Annotated in this window: 19 protein-coding genes and 1 riboswitch; of the genes, 5 read left to right on the forward strand and 14 right to left on the reverse strand. The window is 69.2% G+C overall.

Going from position 1 to position 19,851, the window contains the following annotated elements; translation table 11 throughout:
* The 8 genes from DJ018_RS01670 to DJ018_RS01705 form a co-directional block, all read right to left on the reverse strand.
* Entirely contained in the window at positions 1-672 is a 672-nt protein-coding gene (locus tag DJ018_RS01670; protein WP_111513063.1) for a response regulator transcription factor, read from the reverse strand.
* A gap of 84 nt (positions 673-756) precedes the next feature.
* Complete coding sequence (locus DJ018_RS01675) at positions 757-2,334, reverse strand: Do family serine endopeptidase (RefSeq protein WP_111513064.1); 1,578 nt, start codon at positions 2,332-2,334, stop codon at positions 757-759.
* A gap of 150 nt (positions 2,335-2,484) precedes the next feature.
* A complete protein-coding gene (locus DJ018_RS01680; protein ID WP_111513065.1) occupies positions 2,485-2,937 on the reverse strand; it encodes a cytochrome c-type biogenesis protein in 453 nt (150 codons plus the stop codon).
* Complete coding sequence (locus DJ018_RS01685) at positions 2,934-4,907, reverse strand: heme lyase CcmF/NrfE family subunit (protein WP_111513066.1); 1,974 nt, start codon at positions 4,905-4,907, stop codon at positions 2,934-2,936. The genes DJ018_RS01680 and DJ018_RS01685 overlap by 4 nt, the downstream gene beginning before the upstream one ends.
* The gene (ccmE, locus tag DJ018_RS01690) at positions 4,904-5,410 is read right to left on the reverse strand and encodes a cytochrome c maturation protein CcmE (protein WP_111513067.1); all 507 of its coding nucleotides are present in this window, start codon (positions 5,408-5,410) and stop codon (positions 4,904-4,906) included. Before ccmE ends, DJ018_RS01685 begins: the two co-directional genes overlap by 4 nt.
* Positions 5,407-6,486 carry a c-type cytochrome biogenesis protein CcmI gene (gene ccmI, locus DJ018_RS01695; RefSeq protein ID WP_111513068.1) on the reverse strand — a complete coding sequence of 360 codons (1,080 nt, stop codon included), beginning with the start codon at positions 6,484-6,486 and terminating at the stop codon, positions 5,407-5,409. Before ccmI ends, ccmE begins: the two co-directional genes overlap by 4 nt.
* Positions 6,487-6,536: 50 nt before the next feature.
* The gene (locus DJ018_RS01700) at positions 6,537-6,866 is read right to left on the reverse strand and encodes a hypothetical protein (RefSeq protein ID WP_133254198.1); all 330 of its coding nucleotides are present in this window, start codon (positions 6,864-6,866) and stop codon (positions 6,537-6,539) included.
* Positions 6,867-6,954: 88 nt separating this feature from the next.
* A complete protein-coding gene (locus DJ018_RS01705; protein WP_133254199.1) occupies positions 6,955-7,377 on the reverse strand; it encodes an Hpt domain-containing protein in 423 nt (140 codons plus the stop codon).
* A gap of 188 nt (positions 7,378-7,565) precedes the next feature.
* Here DJ018_RS01705 and DJ018_RS01710 point away from each other — a divergent pair, with 188 nt between their 5' ends.
* Complete coding sequence (locus tag DJ018_RS01710; RefSeq protein WP_111513071.1) at positions 7,566-8,618, forward strand: AI-2E family transporter; 1,053 nt, start codon at positions 7,566-7,568, stop codon at positions 8,616-8,618.
* Between the two features lie 69 nt (positions 8,619-8,687).
* Here DJ018_RS01710 and DJ018_RS01715 read toward each other — a convergent pair whose 3' ends face one another.
* Both DJ018_RS01715 and DJ018_RS01720 read right to left on the reverse strand, forming a co-directional pair.
* The gene (locus DJ018_RS01715) at positions 8,688-9,221 is read right to left on the reverse strand and encodes a hypothetical protein (RefSeq protein ID WP_111513072.1); all 534 of its coding nucleotides are present in this window, start codon (positions 9,219-9,221) and stop codon (positions 8,688-8,690) included.
* A gap of 116 nt (positions 9,222-9,337) precedes the next feature.
* Positions 9,338-10,438: a PAS domain-containing protein gene (locus DJ018_RS01720; RefSeq protein WP_111513073.1), complete on the reverse strand. Its 1,101-nt coding sequence runs from the start codon at positions 10,436-10,438 to the stop codon at positions 9,338-9,340.
* Between the two features lie 107 nt (positions 10,439-10,545).
* Between DJ018_RS01720 and DJ018_RS19075 the strand changes: the two genes are divergently transcribed.
* Positions 10,546-10,704, forward strand: a complete 159-nt coding sequence (locus DJ018_RS19075; RefSeq protein WP_165842766.1) for a hypothetical protein — start codon at positions 10,546-10,548, stop codon at positions 10,702-10,704.
* 5 nt (positions 10,705-10,709) lie between these two features.
* Here DJ018_RS19075 and DJ018_RS01725 read toward each other — a convergent pair whose 3' ends face one another.
* The gene (locus tag DJ018_RS01725; protein ID WP_111513074.1) at positions 10,710-11,399 is read right to left on the reverse strand and encodes an RDD family protein; all 690 of its coding nucleotides are present in this window, start codon (positions 11,397-11,399) and stop codon (positions 10,710-10,712) included.
* 562 nt (positions 11,400-11,961) lie between these two features.
* Positions 11,962-13,764: a calcium-binding protein gene (locus DJ018_RS01730; RefSeq protein WP_165842767.1), complete on the reverse strand. Its 1,803-nt coding sequence runs from the start codon at positions 13,762-13,764 to the stop codon at positions 11,962-11,964.
* A gap of 242 nt (positions 13,765-14,006) precedes the next feature.
* Here DJ018_RS01730 and DJ018_RS01735 point away from each other — a divergent pair, with 242 nt between their 5' ends.
* Positions 14,007-14,549 carry a porin family protein gene (locus DJ018_RS01735; protein ID WP_165842768.1) on the forward strand — a complete coding sequence of 181 codons (543 nt, stop codon included), beginning with the start codon at positions 14,007-14,009 and terminating at the stop codon, positions 14,547-14,549.
* A 77-nt stretch (positions 14,550-14,626) separates the two neighbouring features.
* Here the strand turns inward: DJ018_RS01735 and DJ018_RS01740 are convergent, their stop codons facing one another.
* Positions 14,627-15,355, reverse strand: a complete 729-nt coding sequence (locus DJ018_RS01740) for a hypothetical protein (protein WP_133254200.1) — start codon at positions 15,353-15,355, stop codon at positions 14,627-14,629.
* A gap of 105 nt (positions 15,356-15,460) precedes the next feature.
* Complete coding sequence (locus tag DJ018_RS01750) at positions 15,461-17,689, reverse strand: glycoside hydrolase family 1 protein (RefSeq protein WP_111513079.1); 2,229 nt, start codon at positions 17,687-17,689, stop codon at positions 15,461-15,463.
* A 327-nt stretch (positions 17,690-18,016) separates the two neighbouring features.
* Positions 18,017-18,105, forward strand: a riboswitch (glycine riboswitch).
* A gap of 174 nt (positions 18,106-18,279) precedes the next feature.
* On the opposite strand from DJ018_RS01750, the gene gcvT reads away from it, so the two are divergent.
* Together gcvT and gcvH are read left to right on the forward strand one after the other, a co-directional pair.
* On the forward strand, positions 18,280-19,431 hold the full coding sequence (gene gcvT / locus DJ018_RS01755; protein WP_111513080.1) for a glycine cleavage system aminomethyltransferase GcvT: 1,152 nt from the start codon (positions 18,280-18,282) through the stop codon (positions 19,429-19,431).
* Between the two features lie 24 nt (positions 19,432-19,455).
* Positions 19,456-19,821, forward strand: coding sequence for a glycine cleavage system protein GcvH (gcvH, locus tag DJ018_RS01760; RefSeq protein ID WP_111513081.1), 366 nt, complete (start codon positions 19,456-19,458; stop codon positions 19,819-19,821).
* The last annotated feature ends 30 nt before the right edge of the window (positions 19,822-19,851 follow it).

Genomic DNA, 19,851 nt, shown 5'->3' on the forward strand with positions numbered 1-19,851 from the left:
TTAGGCGTCGAGCCGGTAGCCGGCGCCGCGCACCGTCTGCAGCATGGGGCGGTCAAAGCCCTTGTCGATCTTGGAGCGCAGGCGGGAGATGTGGACGTCGATGACGTTGGTCTGGGGGTCGAAGTGGTATTCCCAGACCTTCTCCAGCAGCATGGTGCGGGTCACCGACTGGCCGGCGTGGCGCATCATGAATTCCAGCAGCTGGAATTCGCGCGGCTGCAGGTCGATGTCCTTGCCCTGGCGGTGCACGGTGCGGCCGATCAGGTCCATCTCGAGGTCGCCGACCCGCAGGACGGTGGCCACAGAGCCGGTTTCGCGACGACGCGACAGGGCTTCCACCCGGGCGCTGAGTTCGGCGAAGGCGTAGGGCTTGACCAGATAGTCGTCGCCGCCGGCCTGCAGGCCCGCGACGCGGTCGCCGACCTCGCCAAGGGCGGAGAGAAACAGGACGGGCGTCTGGTCGCCTTCCCGGCGCAGGGACTCGACCAAGGTGACGCCATCCATGCGCGGCATCATGCGGTCGACGATCATCACGTCGAACTCGCCGGCGCGGGCGGCCTGGAGGCCTTCCTCGCCATCTGCGGCCTTGGTGCAGGTATGGCCAAGTTCAGACAGGCCACGGTCCATGGCGTCCGCCGCCTGCAGGTCGTCTTCAACAATCAGAATGCGCATTGATTCCACCCCCCCGGGAAATCAAAGCCTAGAGCGAAATCCAGCCGAGTTGGACTGGATTTCGCCCGAGGGTCTTCAAAGGTCTTAGCCGGCGATCTTCAGCGGCAGGAACAGGGTCCGGCCCTGGCGCCAGACGCCGATCAACACGCTGGGCCGATTGGCCTGGCGCGCGGCCGTGACGACGGCGGTGAGGTCGGCGGCGCCGGTGATCGGCCGATCGCCGGCGCGGACGATGATGTCCCCGCGCTTGAGGCCCTTTTCACCGGCGTCCGAGTTGTCGTCCACCGAGGTGACCAGCGCGCCGCGCACGTCCGAGGGGACGTTGAGCTGACGCCGGCTGGCGTCATCAAGCGGCGACAGCGACAGGCCGAGCACCGGCGGCGAGGCCGCCTGGTTGGGCGTGCGCCCACCCTGGTTGTTGCGGCCGCCTGGCGTGTTGTCGTTCGAGGCCAGCTCGCGCTCCGACGGACGGGTGCCCGAGCGGATCTCGACGTTGCGACGGCGACCCTCGCGGATCACTTCCAGCCGCAGCACGTCGCCCGGACGGGCCTTAGCCACTTCGCGGGTCAGCTCGGAGTTCGACTTGATGGTGCGGCCGTTGACCGAAACCACCACGTCGCCCGGCAGCAGGCCGCCGCGTTCGGACGGGCCGCCCGGCACGAGGTCGCTGATGATCGCGCCACGGGTCTCGCCCAGGCCTTGGGCTTCGGCCATTTCGGACGTGAAGCTTTGGACCGTGGCGCCGATGTAGCCGCGGGTCACCTTGCCGCCGCTGATGAGCTGCTTGGAGACCGTGTCGGCCACGTCCGCGGGAATGGCGAAGCCGATGCCGACCGAGCCGCCCGTGGGCGAGAAGATCGCCGTGTTGACGCCGATCACCCGGCCGTAGACGTCGAAGGTCGGGCCGCCCGAGTTGCCCCGGTTGATGGGCGCGTCGATCTGAATGTAGTCGACGAAGTTCTCGCCGATGTCGCGGCCGTAGGCCGAGATAATGCCGGCGGTGGCGGTGCCGCCCAGGCCGAACGGGTTGCCGACCGCGATCACCCAGTCGCCGACGCGTGGCTTGGCGGAGTTCTCGAAGTTGACGAACGGGAACGGGCTGCCGCGACCCTTCACCTTGAGCACGGCGATGTCGGTGGCCTCGTCGCGGCCCACCACGGTGGCCTCGAGCTCCGTCTCGTCCTTCATCACGACCTTGATGGTCTCGGCGTTCTCGACGACGTGGTTGTTGGTGACCACATAGCCGTCGGCGGAGATGAAGAAGCCCGAGCCGGAGGACTGCTGCGTCGGCAGGCGCGGCTGGCCGCGCTGGGTCCGGCCGCCTTGCGGGGGACCGCTTTCCTCGTCCTCGTCATCCTGGCCGGGAGCCTGGCCGCGCGGCACGAGGTCGAACGGCAGGCCCGGGATGCGCAGCGCGGCGCTGTCGACCCGGCTGGTCACGTTGATCGACACCACCGCGGGCGAGACGCGGTCGAAGATGTCGGCGAACGACATGGGCGCGCCCGGCGGGGGCGCGAAGATCGGCGCAGTGGACGCCTTGATAAGTTGAGGCTGGTCGGCGTGCGCCGCCGGCAGACGCATGCCTGCGCCGGCCACCGCGGCGGCCATGACGCCCGCGCCGGCCACGGCGCCCAGGAGGTAACCCGTCTTCTTCGAGGTCATATGCCTTACTGTTTCCCTGTGCGCGCGTCTTCGGCAGTCCCGGCGCGCGCCTCACAAACCTAGGTTCGATGCACGAGAGCGCAACGCCTCTCAAGTTACGTTTAGGTCACCCTCCGCGCAGCTTCACGACCGATGTTGGGCGCAAAGGTGTCACGCCGGCTCGTCGTTGGCGATCCGCTTCAGGCGCTCGGCCTCTGCAGCCGATAGTTCCGGTTCCGGGGTTCGGTTCCGAAGACGTCGAAGCATAAGCGCCGCGCCAAGCAGGACCACCAGGAACGGACCCGCCCAAAGGGCCATGTTGCCAAGGCTCATGGACGGCCGAAGCAGCACGAATTCGCCGTAGCGATCGATCAGGAAGCGCTTGATCTCGGCTTCGTCGCGGCCGGCGCGGACCTGCTCGCGGACGATCTGGCGAAGGTCGCGGGCGAGCTCGGCGTCGGAGTCGTCGATGGACTCGTTCTGGCAGACCAGGCAGCGGATATCCTGGAAGATCTGGCGCGCCTGGGCCTCCTGCCGCGGGTCGGGCAGACGCTCCGCCGGGTCGGAGGCGGCGGCGATGCACAGGACGCCGGCCAGGACGGCGAAGAGCGCGCGAAGCTTCATGCGGCCTGCACCTTGCGACGGGCCACGCCCAGCCGCAACCGGCGGTCCGACAGGGACACAAGGCCGCCCAGCGCCATGACGCCGGGGCCGAAGAACAGCAGGCTGGCCCAGGGATTCCAGTAGGCGCGCACCAGCCAGACCGGCTGCGGGCCCGTGTCCCGCCGCTCGCCCAGCACGATGTAGAGGTGGCTGAGGCCCTGGTAGCAGATGTAGACCTCGGAGGTGGTCTGGCTGCCGGCCGGATAGAAGCGCCGCTCGGGCGTGGCGGTGCAGACGGGGGCGCCGTCGCGGGTGGCGCGGATGATGCCGCGCTCGGCCTCGTAGTTGGGGCCTTCGACGCCGCCGATGGTCTCCAGCACCAGGTGATAGGCGCCGACGTCCAGGCTGCCGCCGATGGGCAGGGTCTCGGCCGCCTCCTGCTTCCAGCCGGTCTCGAAACAGGCGCCCAGGACGAAGATGCCGAGGCCGATGTGGGCCAGGGTCATGCCCCAGGCGCCGCGCGGCAGGCCGGTGAGGCGCCGCCAGGTCTCAGCCGCCGGCGCCCGGAAGGCGCGCGTCCGCTCGACCAGTTCGGCCAGGGAGCCGGTGATCAGCCAGAAGCCGAGCGCCAGGCCCGCGGCGCCGAACGCCTTGCGCGGGCTGACCAGGGCGAAGGCCAGCAGGCCGCAGCCGATGGCGATCAGGGCGGCGATCCACAGCCGCTGGGCGACGCCGGCCGCATCGCCGCGCTTCCACGCCAGCAGGGGGCCGGCGGGGACCAGGATCAGCAGGGCGGCCATCAGGGGCGTGAAGGTCAGGTTGAAGTAGGGCGGGCCGACGGAGATCGCCTCGCCCGTGGCCGCTTCCCGGATCAGCGGAAACAGGGTGCCCAGCAGCACCGTGGCGGTGGCGGCGGCCAGCAGGATGTTGTTGAGCACCAGGGCGCTCTCGCGGCTGATCGGGGCGAACAGGCCGCCCTGGCTCAAGGTCGGGGCGCGCCAGGCGAACAGGGCGAAGCCCAGGCCTGCGGTGACCCCCAGGATGATCAGCAGCAACACGCCGCGGGTCGGGTCCACCGCAAAGGCGTGCACCGACGTCAGCACGCCCGAGCGCACCAGGAAGGCGCCCAGCATGGAGAAGCTGAAGGCGGCCAGGGCCAGGAACACGGTCCAGCCGGACAGGGCGCCCCGCTTTTCCGTCACGATGGCGGAATGGAGCAGGGCCGCGCCAATGAGCCAGGGCATGAAGGAGGCGTTCTCGACCGGATCCCAGAACCACCAGCCGCCCCAGCCGAGCTCGTAGTAAGCCCAGAAGGAGCCCAGGGTGATGCCGACGGTGAGCGCGGCCCAGGCGGCCAGGGTCCAGGGCCGCACCCAGCGGGCCCAGGCGGCGTCCACGCGGCCTTCCACCAAGGCGGCGACCGCCAGGGAGAAGACCACCGACATGCCGACATAGCCCGCGTAGAGGAAGGGCGGGTGGACGGCGAGCGCCGGGTCCTGCAGCAGCGGGTTGAGCGAGCGGCCCTCCACCGGAACGGCGGTCAAGCGGGCGAAGGGGTTGGAAGCGAACACGGTGTAGGCCAGGAACACCACGCCCAGGCCGCCCTGGGTTGCGACCATCACGGCCTTGAGGCCGCGCGGCAGGGTGCGCCCGAGGATGGCGGCGGCCGCGCCGAAGCCGGTCAGGGCCAGGCACCACAGCAGCATGGAGCCTTCGTGGCTGCCCCAGGTTCCGGCGATCCGGTAGAGCAGCGGCTTTTCGCTGTGCGAGTTGTTGGCGACGTTCGACACCGAGAAGTCGGACGTGATGAAGGCGTGCATCAGAGCGGCGAACGCCAGGAGGTTGCCGATAAAGGCGGCCAGGGCCGCGCCTTCGCCGGCCGCAGCCAGCACGGTCGACCTGCGGATGCGGCCAGCGGCCGAAAGCACGAGCTGGGCCAGCGAGAACGCCAGGGCCAGGAGGAGCGCGAACGCCCCGATTTCAGTGATCATGTGGCGGAAGCGTCCGTCCGGGTCGCCGGGGCGGCCTCATGCGGCTTGGCGCCTTCGCCGTACCACTCGCCCTGTTCCTTGAGCGCGTCCTGCACCTCGCGGGGCATGTAGCGCTCGTCGTGCTTGGCCAGCACCTGCTTGGCGTGGAAGACGCCGTCATCGCGGAAGGAGCCGACGGCGACGATGCCCTGCCCTTCGCGGAACAGATCGGGCAGGTCGCCCTGGAAGACCACCTTGTCGGCGGCCTTCTGGTCCTGGACCGTGAACTCCACGCGGCCGTCCGAGTGCTTGATCACCGAGCCGGGGGCCACCAGGCCGCCCAGCTGGATAGAGCGGCCGGCCGGCGGCTGGGCCGCGTCGGCCTGGGACGGGGTGTAGAAGAACGAGATCGAGTCCCGCAGGCCCCACAGGGTCAGGCCGACGGCGATGGCCAGAACGGGCGCGATCGCGGCGATCAGGGTCAGGCGACGACGCGCCTTTCGGGATTTGGGCAGCCAGCTCATCTCTTCATCGGCTCCGTACGCGCCGCAGCCTCAAGGCGCTCCACCACATCGCGGCGTCCGGAGAAACGCGCCTTGGCCTGGGTCAAAGCATCGTCCCGCCGCTTGGCGTCGCCGAGCACCGCATAGGAGCGGACCAGGCGGATCCAGTCGTCCTCGTCGCCAGGATTGTCGCGCAGCCGCTGGGCCAGGCCCTCGACCATGCCCTGGACGGCGGCGAGTTGGTCGCCTCCGATGGCCGGGGCGGCGGGCGCGCCTTGCGCTTCGGCGATGGCGCCCTGCAGCGCTTCGCGGCGGGGATCGTCGGCTGGCAGGTCGGCCAGCAGGGCGCGCCAGGCGGCGACGCCGGCCGCGCGGTCGCCGGACACCACCTCGACGCGGGCCAGGTGGAAGCGGGCGGCGACGGAGGCGGGGTCGCGCTTCAGGGCTTCAGCGAAGGCCTGGCGGGCCTGCGGGGTGACCTCGCCGCCGCCTTCAAACACCAGGGCCTCGCCCAGCATCTCCCAAAGGTCGGCGCGCTGGGGCGCGAGGTCGACGGCGCGGCGCATGGCGCGCACGGCGCCGGCCGGGTTCTGGGCGGCGCCCTCGACAATGGCCAGGTAGCGGAAGCCTTCCGGATCCGGCCGCTCGCGGGTGACGCGCTGGAGCACGGCGGCGAGTTCGGGCGGGGCCAGGGTGCGCGGGTCGGCCTCAGTCCACTGCGACAGGCGCTTGGCGAAGGGCTGGTCCGGCAGGCCGGGGGCGCCGACGGCGAAATAAAGGGCCAGGGCGGCGGCGGGCGCCAAAAGGGCGGCGATCAGCACCGGGCGGCGGGAGGCGGAGCCGGCGTCCCAGGCCTCGCCCGGCTTCTCGGCGGCGGCCAGCAGGCGGCGGGCGGCTTCGGCGTGGGCGCTCTTGCGCTCGTTCTCGGCCAGAAGGCCGCGGTCGGCGAGCTCGTCGATCTCGGCCAGCTGGCGGCGGTAGACGACGGGAGTCGGGTCCTGCGCCGCTCCTTGGCGGGCGGCTCCGGCGGCCCTGGCGAGGATGAGGCCGGCGGCGGCGGCGGTCAGCACGCCCGCAACGACCCAGAACGCGATCATGCGCGCCGTTTAGCCGAAAGACGTGCGCAGGGCGAGCGCGGCGTGCCGCCTCAGTTCCGGTACTGATTGGCCAGCCGCCGCATCTCGCGCTCGTCGAGCCCCTCGGGCAGGGCGAACTCGAAGCGCCAGCGCATCCGCTGGCAGCGGGGGCAGTTCCAGGCCACCCGGCGGGCGGCGTCGGCCAGGGTGGTCTCGTAGCCGCCGGCCCGCAGCTTGCGCAGGCGCTCGATCATCGGCTCGGGCCGGTAGGACTTGGACCAGGCGCAGGCCGCGCAGCTGAGCAGAACCCGGCAGCCGGGATAGCGCTGGAAGGCTCCCAGCGGGGTGTCCGCGCCGGTGTGCAGCGGCCGCATGGCGGGTTCGGGCTTGGCGCTCCTCATGCCGAGAACATAACGGGAACACCGCAGGCGCGGGACTCCGCCGCGGTTGCGTTTCCCGTCAGCGCGCTCGCGAGACGCGATCCGGGGCTTAGCGGTACTCGACGTCCCGGCGCAGGTCCTCGAGGAGGCGGGCGGCCAGGGGATGGGCGGCGTCGCGGGCGTCGTTGGCCAGCAGCGCTTTGATGGCGTCGATGTGGTCGTCGATCAGGCCGACCTGACGCTCGAACTCGTAGTCCTCGTCGTCGATCACCAGGCACAGGGACTCGGCGACGATGGAAACGGCGGGAAAGCCGCAGGTGGCGCCCAGGCTCTTGAGGTCGTGGGCGCGCATGTAGAGCTGGCCGACGGTGTCGGGGCTGATGCCGACGGCGGCGACCTCGGCCCGCTTGGCCTCGAGCTTGGCGACGTCACGGACGAGGGCTTCGCGCAGGTCGCCCTGCATCTGCGCAAGCGCGCTTTGGGCAAGCTCCACACGGGCGGGCGCGATCTTGACGGAAGAGTCCTGGGGCACGGCGATCACCGGGTCGGATTGCAGTCGTGAGCGATCCTGCGCGCGGCATCCTTGCCGCTGAACTAACGTTTGGAAATTATCACCCTAACGGTTCTTGCGGGCGACTGGCCCGGGGCGGCGAAGCCTGCGAAGATCGCCAGCTCCACAGCAAGCCTGGAACACAGACGCATGACGGCGGCGCGCCAGCCATGAAGGGCCTCAGCCGGGACGAGATCGTCCGGATCCTGTTCGCCGCCGCGGCCCTGGTGGGCGTCTACTTCGCAGCCCAGCTGGCGATCCGGCTGTCCAACCTCTGGATGCTGATCTTCGGCTCGGTGGTGGTGGCGGTGACCCTGAGATCCATCGCCGACCCGCTGGTGCGGCGCACCCGGATGCCGGACGGGCTGGCGGTGTTCCTGGCGGTGCTGCTGATCGTGATCGCCATCGCCGGCGTCAGCGTCCTGTTCGGCCAGCGGATCGGCGCCCAGGCCTCGCAGCTGGCCGAGCGCCTGCCCGCCGCCTGGGAAGTGGTGCTGGCCCGCCTGCAGGCCTCGCCGGTGGGCGACCGACTGGTGGACGTGACCAACGCCCTGGTGGGCCAGGCCGGCCGGGCCCTGCTGTTCGCCCAAAGGTTCGTGACCGGCGTGCTTGGCGGCTTCACAACGCTCACGCTGGTGGCGGTGGCCGGCGTGTTCCTGGCGATCCGCCCCGGGCAGTCGCGGGACGGCGCCCTGTCGATCGTCCCCCTCGCCGCACGCCCGCGCCTGCGGGAGGTGATGGACGCCTGCGGGAGGGCCCTGCAGGGCTGGCTGCGGGCGCAGATGGTGTCCATGGCCACGGTGGGCGTGCTCACGGGCCTGGGGCTTTGGGCGATCGGCGTGCCGTCGGCCGGGGTGCTAGGCCTGCTCACCGGCCTTGCGCAGTTCGTGCCGATCGTGGGGCCGATCCTGTCCGCCGTTCCCGGCCTGCTGGTGGCGGCCACGGTGGGCGGCCACACGGTGCTGCTGACCCTGGCGCTCTACGTCGGTGTCTCGCAGCTGGAGGCCAACCTGATCACGCCCCTGGTGCAGAAGAACGTCGCCGCCCTTCCCGTGGTGCTGGGCGTCTTTGCGGTGGTGGGCCTGGGCTCGCTGTTCGGCCCCCTGGGCGTGCTGTTCGCCACCCCGCTGGCGCTGGTGCTCTACACGGCCGTCACCATGCTCTACCGCCAGGATGTGCTGCACGACCCGGAAGCCCACGCGCCGGGCCAGCTCAAGGACTAGCCGCGCCAGAACGCAAAAGGCCCGCCGACGAGGACGTCGACGGGCCAGATCTCGCGAGGCTTTGCGCCCTTAGATCATCTTGGAGCGGGCGGAGGAGTGCCCGCCGGCGCGGTAAAGGATGTCCGAAGCCGCGTCGGGCGCCACGCCCGCCTGGTCGGCGTTCACCGAGACGAACACGCCGCCTTGGTTGACCCGGTCCTCGTAGTAGCGGGCGTCGTCGTCGCTGACCCCGTGCTTGGACAGCAGGCCCGTCAGGCCGCCCGCCGCCGCGCCAACCGCGGTGCCGGTCAGGGCCGCGCCGCCGATCGCCGCCTCGGCGATGGCGCCAGCCGCCACCAGCGGGCCGACGCCCGGAATGGCCAGGGCCGCGACGCCCAAGGCGGCGCCGACGCCGGAGCCCAGGGCCGCCTTGGAGGCGATGCTGGCCGCCTTTTCACCCGTGCTTTCGTGGCCGTCGGCATCCGTTTGGTGGGCGTGACCGTCCTCGTCACGGGCGATGAAAGAGATCGCCTCCTGGCGCACGCCCGCCGACCGGAGGTCGGTAACTGCGCGCTCCGCTTCCCGACGGTCGTCGAACACGGCCGATACGATGTTTGCGTTCATGTTGCTGATCTCCGAGCACCCGGCCCGGCGCCGGGTTCGCCCCTCAACAAAAGGCGCCGGAAGCTCGTTCCAGCGGGGCCGCACAGGAAATCAGCGATGGCGAGTCTTCGCCCCGGTCAGAGGTCCGCAGCCTCGGCCCCGTCCGCGCCATCCTTCAGGAACACCGTGCCCACGACGCGGGTGACCTGGCCGTCCTCGCCGCGGATGGGGGCGGAGCGATCGAGCACCCAGCGCCAGGAGCCATCGGCGTGCCGCACCCGATAGCGCCGCTCCGCGATGTCTTCGATGCTGGCCAGGTAGACCCCGGGGTCCAGCACATCGTCGGGATGCATGCGCTCGGTCCACCACGCAACGGTCGGGGCTGCGTCTTCGGCCGGCACGCCGAACAGCTGCTCCAGGGCGCCGGACCGCCAAACCTCGCCTGTGTGGCGATCCCATTCGTAGATCACGCCGAGAGTCGCCCGGGTCGCCGCTTCGAACCGGGCGCGAGCCAGGGCGAGGTCGGCATCCCTCTGCACCTTTTCGGTGACGTCCTGCAGAACCACGCCGGCGCCGCCGGTCATCAGGGGGATGGCGTCGACGGAGAAGATCCGGCCCGGCCGGATGGAGGACGGCAGCACCTTGCGTTCGGGGTTGCCGGTGTGGATCACCTGCTTGATCAGCGCGCCGATCCTGCCGCTCATGGCGCCGGGAAACACTTCGTCCAGGGGCCGCTCGAGCAACTGGTCGCGCGGCTTGCCCATCAGCCGGGCGGCGGCGCTGTTGATGAAGGTGACGCGGTGCTGATGGTCGAGGGCGAAATAGCCGTCCGCCATGCCGTCCAGGGCCGAGGCCACGGCGGCCTCCGCGTCATAGCGGGCGGTGACGTCCTCCAGGAAGGCGAAGAAGCCCGGCACCCCGCCGTCGGCGTTCCGGGCCGCGGCGTAGACCACCTTCATCCGCCGCACGCCGCGGGTGCGGTACGGCAAGCTGGACTCGAACTCCACGGTGGCGCCGTTCAGGGCCGCTTCCTTGTAGAACTCGACCGAGGAGGCCGCATTGGCCCCGAGCACCTCTTCCATGGTCCTGCCGACCACCTCGTCCCAGCTCTGGCCGAACCACCGCTCGTAGGCGCGGTTGACGAAGCGATAGACGCCGTCCCGATCCACGAAGGTGGTCGGCAGGGGCGAGCCCGCGAGGGCGTCCATCAGGGCCGAAACGGAAAGATCTGGCAGCACGGCCCGCGTCTTAGCGACGGCCGAGCTTTGAGACCAGCACCACGGCGCAGTTGGCTGCGGCGCCGGCGCGCGTTGCCCGGCATCGCGGCGCTTCGTAGCGTGGCCTTATGAGCCCAGGCCTGAAGATCGCGGTCATCCTGCTCGTCCTGTGCGTGGCGACGGTGATCGCCTGGGTCCGCACCGCGCCGCCCAAAGACGCGGAGACCTGCGTGCGCTACGGCGGGGCTTGGGAGGATGGGCGGTGTTTGTGGGCGGAGGCGGACTAGAGCCTTTAGGCGGCAGGGATCGTCGAGGGTTCGACGGAAGCAACTACCGGAACGGCCTGCAGCCCTTGGCGACGGTTCCACCAGAACTCCCGGTCTTCCCGGCCTAAGGCAAGCACCACTGACACTGGCCAAAGCAACAGTCCGAGGAGTGCGGTGACAATGACTGCAGGCCACTTCGGCGCTGAACCGCCGACGGACGCGATCCGGTAGCCCGCTACGTACTGTCCTGGCGTCTGAGCGCCGCGGATCACGGGCAGGAAGAAGTAGACGCCCATCCCAACCATGGTTGCGAGCACCAAGGTGCTTGCAAAGAGGTGATCGACGGCCGTGGCACGATTACTCTGCACAGCCCAAAGAAACTCACCCGACGTTGCTGCTGCGTAGGCGAGCATCGGCAGCGCACCGAGCGGCACCGTGATCGCCCCCGCCGCCAGCATGTCTAGAACCAGGGCGAAAATCCGCGTCCTTAGCCGAACGGGACCTGCGCCCGGGAGGGCTTCCACCGGCTTGCGGCGATAGGTCAGTACGAAAGCCAGAAGACCAGCAGCGATCAGCACGCTCGCTAGTGATGTCCTCGCCTGGACTACGCAGACCCCGTTGACGCATTCGTCACGGAGAACGCTGCCCCCGCCGGAAAGCACGGTTGCGAACAGCCACGCCCCGATGATGACCGTCAACACCCAACGCTGTTGCATGATACACCTCGCCCCTGCCCTGTGGCGAAGCTTAGTCGCAACCTTCAGGTGCGGTCCACCTGAGGCTGAGGAAATCAGATGAGCACCAGCAAGCGTGGCTCAGCCCCAACGCCGGCCTTGCGCAAGGCAGGAGGGCGAACTTGGGCGAGTCTCCTAGCAGTGGCTTTTCCTGGGTTGGTCTTGGCTGGATCTCTGCTCTGGTTCGACTACGGCTTGGACAGCACACGCATCGCGTCGATCCAGCGGCGGCTCGCGCATGAGGGCCTGAGGCACGCTCGCGTCGAGAGGGATTGGTCCGGCCGTTGCGAGGGGCGACGCACGATCGCATTCCGCATCATTCTAAATGGACGCTACGGGCTTGCCTGCAGTCCAAGGTGGCGACCGCACAGCGCAAGCCTGAACCTCGATGAGTTCCGTTGAGACTGTCACGGACCAGCGCCACCGGCGGCCCTCTTCAAGGTCGCGGTGCTCCGAAGCCACCGGAAACGGGCATGTTGATTTCCTAGCCCCGCGCGAAACACGCGCACAGCGGCCCCTCAAAGGGCCAAGCTGGGTTGGCAAATCAGACGATGAAGCCTGCCGGAAGGCTAGCGGCATCGACCCGCTCCAGGATGAGCTGGTCGCCGCCACCAAGGTCGACCACGGTGTCGACGCCGACCTGCCGGACGCTGTAGGACGCGCCCGCTTCAATGTGAACACGGTCTCCTTCGGCGAAGCTGAAGTCGGTTACGCGATCCAGACCCGCTCCTACGAAGGTGTTGAAGACGTCTGCACCTGTCCCCCCGGTGAGGGTGTCAGCGCCGCGATCTCCCCACAGTAGGTCATCGCCCGCGCCGCCTCGAACGATGTCGTCACCTTGGCCGCCGCGCACCCAATCGGCGCCAGCGCCGCCGTCGCAGGTGTCATCGCCGAGGTTCCCGAGGACAATGTCGAACGCCGCGTCCCCGTAGAGCAGGTCCTGGTCCTTGCCCCCGCTCACCCAGTCCTCGCCGTCCCCGGCGTGCAGAGTGTCGTTCCCGGTGTTGCCGTTCATGTTGTCGAAGCCAACGCCGCCCGCGAGGCTGTCGTCGCCAGCCTCGCCCCAGAGGCGGTTGGAACCGGCGATGTCCGTCAACACGTCGGCGCCGTCTCCGCCCATCAGGGTGTCATCGCCAACGCCGCCGATCAAAGTGTCGGCGTAGCGCCCGCCGAGTACGATCTGGAAGTTGGCGAGGGTCTTGGTCCCTCCGTCGCTCGCTGTCTGGGCCGCGAGGTCTACGCGGACTGGCTCCAAGGCGCGCGCGAAGCTCAAGGTGTTCACTCCGGCGCCGCCGTCCAGACGATCGTCGCCACGGCCGCCGGCGATCAGGTCATCACCCCCGCCGCCCGAGATGGTGTCATTAGAGTATCCGCCGCTAAGGGTCTCTCCCCCGCTACCACCCAGCAACAGGCCACCGCCGTTGTTGTCGCTGGCCACGACTTCCCCGAGCACCGTGCCTGCGCGGCCGTCGTAGATGCTGCCGCCGCCGAAGAAGCGGACGGCGCCGTCGATAACCCCGTTGTTGACAAGGGTCTCGGCGGCTCCGCCGCCCATGAACACCGTCCCGATCAGGCGACCTTTGTTGACGATAACGTTGTCCGCGGCGGAGCCGAATGAGATCTCGACCTGCAGTGATCGGTCACCCTCGATCGTCCCCTCATTGACGAACTCGCCTTGCGAGCTTGTCGTTGGCCCGACGTTCCAGAGGACGCCAACGCTGTCGCGCACCGGATTGTCGTCTCGCGCGACAATTACGCCTGTGTTGCGGAAAACCCCCTGCGAGTCGGCGATCCATACTCCGGTTGCCCGATCGTGACCGAAGACTGTGATCTCGCCGCTGTTGAGCGCTTGCACCCGATAGCCGTACGTCTCAAGGCCGATGGCGTCGGAACCGGTGGAGATAACACTGACCTGACCGCTGTTGATCAGCACGCCCCTGGCGGAAAGGTTGTTTAGGCCTACCGCCTTGTCGTCCGCCTGGACGATCACTGCGCCAGCGTTGTTCAGGGTTGCAGCCCCTTGGCCGCCACCAGCGTAGGCGATCGCCCCGCCGCCGGTCGCGGTCACCTTTAGCAGGCCGCCTCGTTCGATGGTCACCGTGGGGCCGGCGTCGAAGGTGTTACTGACGTTGATCCCATTGATCCCCATGGCTCCGGCCGCCTGGACGGAGGTCATAAGGGCTTGCACCTCGCCCGAAATCGTGAGGTGCACGGCAGGATGGGCCACTCCGCCGCCAGGGGCCAACTGGTTCAGCAGGAACGCCGGTTGGTTGACGAAGATCAGTTGCTCGGTGGCGGACACCCGGTAGTCGGCCGAGGTGGTAACGGTCTGCATGGGGGTCGGCATCGCAGCCTCCGAAATGCGGCCGCTTCCCGCCGCGCCGCTTGTTGCGCCATGTCGCACGCGCACGCGTACTGCGTCCATGGGGCGCGACGTTCAACCGCTGGATGCTGCCCGGCGTCGTGCATCCGGCAATGCTCAGCGGACGAAGCACGCCATGGCGCCGTTCAGAACACCTTCAAACCCACGCCACATTCTCGGCCAGATTTCAGGCGACGCAGTGCGCACCCCTGGGTGGAGAATGCTGGATGCTTAAGCTGAGTTTGGTGCTGGCGGCTGCGACGTGTGTCGTGGTTCCGGAGGTTGCGGGCGCGCAGATCTACGGCTCGATCGGGTATGCGCAGTCGGATTTCGGATTCTTCCCGGAAGAATTGGGAGCCGTCCAGGGACGGGTTGGGTGGAAGGCGAACCGCTTTCTCGCCCTCGAGGGTGAAGGCGCGATCGGGCTGAACAAGGAGACCTTCGACGTCCCCACTGTGCCGCCCATGAGCATCACGAACAAGATCGACAACCAGCTGGCGGCCTATGTGGTCGGCGTTGTCCCGGTGACGGGTAAGATCGATCTGTTTGGCCGAGCTGGATACGGGCGCACAGAGATGAAGCGTGGCGGCAACCAGAACGGCCAGACCTACTCCTACACGACCAGCGACGAGAGCTGGAACTACGGGGTCGGCGGCGAGTACCGGCTGACGGACAAGGACGGGGTGCGGCTCGACTGGACGCGCCACGAGTTCGACGGGCCGCTGCGGGCGGACCAGTGGTCGATCAGCTACCAACGACGGTTCAGGTAGGCGGCAAGCGGTGATGGACGGCGGACGTCTGGAGAGTCCGCCGTCCTGTCCGACTCAGCCTCTGAGTTTCGACCGCCTCAGAGCCACGTCCTTTGCAGCGCGCGTGACGTGACCAGAAGGCGCCCAGCGGAAGGCGCCCAGAGCTGGTGGTCGGCGCGGACGTCGGCCAAGCCCATGGCCGCCAGCAGAGTGGTGTAATAGGCGTTGCTGTTCGCGCTGGACGTGGCGGGCCAGGCGTAGCGGATGGCCCGGCGGTTCACGGTGCGTTGCAGGTCGGCGGCCGCGGTGAGGCGGGCGTCCACGGCGGCGGCGCTGCCGGTGAACAGGACGGCCTGGGGGTAGGTCTCGTCGTAGAAGCCGGTGCGATGGTCGTAGCTTTCGCCCCAGATGTATTCCCGGGCGAATGGGCGCACGCCGCCAAGCCCGGCCAGGGGCTCGCCTCTCGGTCCCCTTGCAATGCCATGCAACTCACGAACCACCCGACCATCGGGCGCGATCACCGCGACGAAATTGTGGGCGGCGAAACGCAGCTGAACGCCTGCATCCCAGGGCGCCGGGGCCCTGAGGGCCGGCGTCTGCACCTTGACGATCTTGTACAGCGCGGGCGGCTGGCGCGGGTCGCCCTTTGCGAGGCGGGCAGCCTCGCCCGCGGCCGCGGCCGCGGCCGGCGGCGCGGCTTGCTGCTGCGCAAGCTGGGGACGGCAGCTTGCCAGGATCAGGGCCAGCATGGTCCCGGTGATCGCGCGGGTGCGGCTCTTCAGGGAAGGGCTTCGGCGCGCGGTTGTGACGGGCGAAGACGTCGCCATGAGGCTCTCCGGCGACCGGCTGGAGCGACGCAGGATGGATGCGACGCTGGACCAACCGGAGGGGCCGGCGACGTTCCTGAGGGCGACCTTTGTTAGGTCCGCCGGTCAGCCCGCCAGCGGCGCTGCGGGCTCCAGGTGGGGCTCGTCCTCGCGCCGCGAGACGGCCTGAGCGCCCTCGCGCCGGGCCAGGCGGCTTTCCCGCACAAAGCGCTCCAGCGTGGTCTCGCCCGGCGGAAGCAGCTGGAAGGCGGCGCTCTCATGGTCTTGGGCTGGCGCCGGGCGCAGGGTCGGCATGCGCCGCCCAACCACCAGGTCCGGATCGCACTCGGCGGTCTCAGCCAGCCGCCTGACGAACTCGGCGACGGACCAGGGCTCCGACGGGGCGAAGGTCTGGAAGCCGACCACCCCGTCCATCAGAAGGTCGAGCACCGCGTCCACCAGATCGGGGCCATAGGTCTCATCCCAGTGGCTGTCGGCGCAGGCCTCGACAGTGCGGCCAAGCTCCAGCAGGTCGAGCGCCTTGACCGCGAAGCGGGAACGATCCCAGGGAGCGAAGACGCCGTCCGCACGGGCGATCAGCAGGGCGCCGGCGCCAAGCGTCAGGAGGCGTTCGTCGACTTCCTCGAAGCCTTCGGGCGCACTGAAGACGGCGCAGGGCACGCCCTGGAGACCGCAGGCTTCCACCAGGGCCTCGGGCGGGGCGAAGCTGGGGCCGGGCCAACGGGTCTGGCGGCGGGAGCTCGCCCCTTCCTGCTGGCAGATGCCGGCCCAGTCGCGGCCGTCGACGACCGCCCAGGGCGTCAGCCGGGCCAGGGCGGCGGCGTCGGGAGCGCGGTGCAGCCGGCGGTAGGGCAGCCCGCGCACCTCGCAGGCCCTTTGGATCAGCTGAGTGAGGACGCTTCCCGCGCCGACGATCAGCAGGGGGGACGCGCCCTGGAGGTGCGGGTTTCGGCCCATGTCGAACTCGGGGCGGCCGGAGGGCTGAGCGTTGACCAGCCGGCTGGTCCGCCGCCACCAGCCGGGCTGTTCCAGAGCGATGGCGGAGGGTCGCCGGCCGTTGGCCAGATCCTCCAGGACCGGGGCGAGCATGGTGGGGCGTGGCTCGCCCGTCCGGACGTCATAGACGCCGACCTCGTAGTGGCCGACGAAGCGGGTGACCATGCGGTTCCAGTCGTGAGAGCCAAGCAGGGACCAGGCCGTCACGGCGCAGATGTCGAAGCCTTGGTCGCGCAGCGCCTGGGCGCCGTCCCAGACCTCCACGAACCAGCGCACCTGCTCTTCGCGGGTCGCGCCGTTGTGGCACTCGGTAACGGCCACGGTTCGTCCGTAGCGCTCCGCCGCCTGACGCAGCAGGGCGGGAAGCCCGAGGACCCCCTCCTCCCGGTTTCGGATGGCGTCCACGTCGACGTAGGGCACGCCGTTGCATTGGCCGAGCTCGCGGTCCGCAACGGCCCGGTTGAGGTGGAGTTCAAGGCGGTGGTCGAGCAGCCGCTCGCTGGCCAGGTAATGGTTCACGCCGATGACGTCAGGCGGACACGGGTCGTCTGCGATGACCCGCAGGCGATCTCCCAGCCCATGAGAAGCGATCCGCTCCCAAAGAGGGTGGTCGGGCGTCACCATTCCGCAAAGCAGGTCCCAGCCGATCCAGCGCCGCTGGTTCTGGTACTCCGCCTCCTGGGCCAGGGGTTCGGTGGCGTGGCAGAAGCCCAGATCGTCGGTCTGAATGAGGCGCGCCTGGGGATTGATCTTGCGGATCTCGCGCATGGAGAGACGGGTGGCGTCGATCTCGTTGAGCAGCGCGGTCCAGAACGCATCTTCCGTCTGGGTGTGCGGATACCAGTAGCCGTAAAGGGCGCTGAACCGCGCGGTGGTCAGGGGCTCGTTCACCGGCGTCCAGTCGCGGACCCACGGGTAGCGCTCGGCCACCGCCCGGGCATGGCGCGCCAGGCCCGGTGCGAAGGAGTCCTGGATCAGGCTGGTGTAGTGCGGTCCGCTGCCGTGGTGGCAGAGGGTGAGGATCGGCTCCATGCCGAGCTCGCGCACCCGCGGCAGGCGCTCGTCGGTCCAGCGGAAGTCGAAGGTCCCAGGGTCCTGCGGGGAGATGCGCTCCCACAGGGCCGGATAGCGCAGCGCCGTCATGCCGAGATCGGCGAACAGTTGGAGGTCGGAGATCCGGTGCTCATGCCCGCTGCGGGGCGTCTGGTCGAACCAGGCGTCGCGGACCCGGTTCACCGTGCACTCGTAGCCGCCCCACAGCTCAAGGCGCCTGGACGGTCGCTCCTGGATTTCCCGCCGCTCGTTGCCGCCGCCACCGAACGCCACAACCTCCGCCACTGTTTACTCCTGCTGCCCTTGATCACCGACGCGGTGCGTAGGGCAGGCAGAATGCAGCAGTAAGAAGAGACGTTCCTGCTGCGCCAAGTTTACCCGCATATGATTGTTTGGCTCGGGCCGCACTTCGCGGCGCGATGACTGATCTATGTTATCGAACGCATCCGCCTAAGCTTCGCGCGACGATGCTTTTGGCGCGAAAGACGGCTCGACGCTCGATAAATACGAAACAGTCGAGCGAACGCCCATGAGACGCTCAAGGCGCGAAGCGGCTCTGCTGCGACAGCGGCCGCCGCTTGACTCCCCCCACCACCTCCCGCAGTAGGACTCCCAACTCTCGCGGGAGAGACCGGACTCGATCCGGAGCCGAAGGCGCAACCGCCCCGGAAACGCTCAGGCAAAAGGACCGCGACGGGCTGATGAACGCTGGAAAGCGGCGCAACCGGCGACGGTTAAGCGCCCGCCGAAGGAGCAGAGGACCGCCAGCTATCGGCGGGACCGAAATCTCTCAGGCCTGAAGGACAGCGGGGGCGCGAAACGTCGGGACGTGCGTTCCGGCGCTACGCCGCATCATCGCCCGGAGTCCGCCGTCCATGTCCCAGCCTCCCGTCTCCGACCTCCCCACGTCCGAGATCCCTGCCGACAAGGTCCTGAAGACAACGCCGCTGTCGGAGGCGCATGTGGCGCTGGGCGCGCGGATGGTGCCGTTCGCGGGCTATTCCATGCCGGTGCAGTACGCCGAGGGGGTGCTGAAGGAGCACCTGTGGTGCCGCGAGCATGCGGGGCTGTTCGACGTCTCCCACATGGGCCAGGCGCGCATCCGCGGGGCCGATCCGTTCGGGGCCTTCGAGACCCTCACGCCCGGCGACTTCAAGGGGCTGAAAGCCGGCAAGCAGCGGTATTCCCTGCTGCTGAACGAGAACGGCGGGATCATCGACGACTTGATGGCGGCGCGTCCGGACGAGGACGGGCTGTTCGTGGTGGTCAACGGCGCCTGCAAGGAAAACGACTACGCCCTGATCGCCGAGCGGCTGGCGGGCGTGGCCGAGGTGGAGCGGCTGGAGGACCGGGCGCTGCTGGCGCTGCAAGGTCCGGAAGCTGTGGCGGTGCTGAAGCAGCACGTGCCGGAAGTCGCCACCATGGTGTTCATGGAGGCCCGGGCCCTGCAGGGGTTCGGCGTCGACCTGCTGGTCTCGCGCTCCGGCTACACGGGCGAGGACGGCTATGAGATCTCCGTGCCGGCGTTCGCGGCGGTGAGCGTTTGGAACACCTTGCTGGCCGACGAGCGGGTCAAGCCGATCGGCCTAGGCGCGCGGGACTCCTTGCGCCTGGAAGCGGGCCTGCCGCTGTATGGCCATGACCTGGACGAGACGGTGAGCCCCATCGAGGGAGACCTTGCCTTCGCCCTGTCCAAGCGCCGGCGCGAGGCGGGCGACTTCCCGGGCGCCGAGCGGATCCTGAAAGAGATGACCATGGGCCCTATGCGCAAGCGCGTGGGCCTGAAGGTGGACGGCGCGCCGGCCCGCGAAGGGGCCGAGATGGCGGACGAGGACGGGACGGTGATCGGCAAGATCACCTCCGGCGGCCACTCCCCCACCCTGCGCCAGAACATCGCCCTGGCCTTCGTGCCGCCGCTGCACTCGGAAGTGGGGACCAAGCTGAAGGTCCTGGTCCGGGGGAAGGCCCAGGCGGCCACGGTCGTGGAAACGCCCTTCGTCGCCCACCGCTACGTGCGGAAGCTCTAAGTCAAACGCGAGAGAGACACTCCCATGCGCTTCACCAAGGAACACGAGTGGGTCGAGCTGGACGGCGACGTCGCGACCGTCGGCATCACCGCCTATGCCGCCGAGCAGCTGGGCGACGTGGTGTTCGTCGAGGTGCCAGAGGTCGGCAAGACCCTGACCGCCGGCGACGCCTTTGCGGTGGTCGAAAGCGTCAAGGCCGCCTCGGACGTCTATTCGCCGGTGAGCGGCGAAGTGGTGGAGGCCAACGAGGCCCTGTCCGGCGCGCCGGAAACGGTGAATTCGGGGCCGGAAGCCGGCGGCTGGTTCGCCAAGGTGCGGGTGTCGAACCCGGCCGAGGTGGACAAGCTGATGGACCGCGCCGCCTACGACGCTTTCCTCGCCACGCTGTAGTCCCAAAACACTGCGCATGCCCGCCTGCGC

Origin of the sequence: Phenylobacterium deserti (genome assembly GCF_003254705.1) — a bacterium.
GTDB classification, from domain to species: Bacteria; Pseudomonadota; Alphaproteobacteria; order Caulobacterales; family Caulobacteraceae; genus Phenylobacterium; species Phenylobacterium deserti.